The sequence below is a fragment of the Oleiphilus sp. HI0067 genome, from assembly GCF_001635735.1.
In genome coordinates this window covers 1-625 of sequence record NZ_LWFI01000598.1, presented here as the reverse complement: position 1 = coordinate 625, position 625 = coordinate 1, and the positions used below count along the sequence as shown (strand labels likewise).

Sequence of the window (625 nt, the reverse complement as noted above, 5' to 3'; positions counted from 1 at the left end):
AATCCTAATCCGTGTAAGAGTTTTTTGGCATCAACGGGTATTTGATAGGCATTGATCGATTCGAGTTCACCATGGATGTTAGCAATAACATGATTGTCTTCTTGCTCTTGCGCGAGCTCCAGGCGTTCTTGCAAGCGGCGAAAAACATGGTGTCCATCCATGACATAGTCAAGCGCCGAACGCTCGGAACTTTCGACTTCTTGCGCCATATGCGCAATGCGACAATTACCGGGTAAATGGTAAGCACCTGCATCCGTCGACAATTCACCCAACAGAAGTTTGAATAAACTCGTTTTACCCGCGCCATTCGCCCCAACAATCGCAACGCGTTGTCCATCCGCTATGTTGGCGTCTGCGTTTTCAAGCAGCGGCTCAGGGCCTCGACGCAGTGTCATTTCAGTAATCTTAAGCATGAATCATCACTTCAGGTAGAACTCGCCGCGCAAGGTAGCGGATAATAGCGCGTACATCAACGCATTGACGCTCTAGATTATGAACAAAGATAATAATGCTGAACACTTCTGGCAGTTTTCAATAATGCTTTGGAAGCAAGAAGACATTAAGAACATACTAATGCACGCTCAAGATCATAAGGATCTGGATATCAATTTATGTCTGTTTGCAC

2 protein-coding genes are annotated in these 625 nt (G+C 45.8%); one reads left to right on the top strand and one right to left on the bottom strand.

What is annotated here, in order from left to right; all coding sequences use genetic code 11:
- A partial coding sequence (locus A3739_RS06800; RefSeq protein WP_156502419.1) for an ATP-binding cassette domain-containing protein occupies positions 1-413 on the bottom strand: 413 nt, incomplete at its 3' end.
- Between the two features lie 79 nt (positions 414-492).
- On the opposite strand from A3739_RS06800, the gene A3739_RS31340 reads away from it, so the two are divergent.
- Positions 493-625, top strand: a 133-nt coding sequence (locus tag A3739_RS31340; protein ID WP_156502418.1) for a DUF2390 domain-containing protein, incomplete at its 3' end; no start/stop codon positions are given.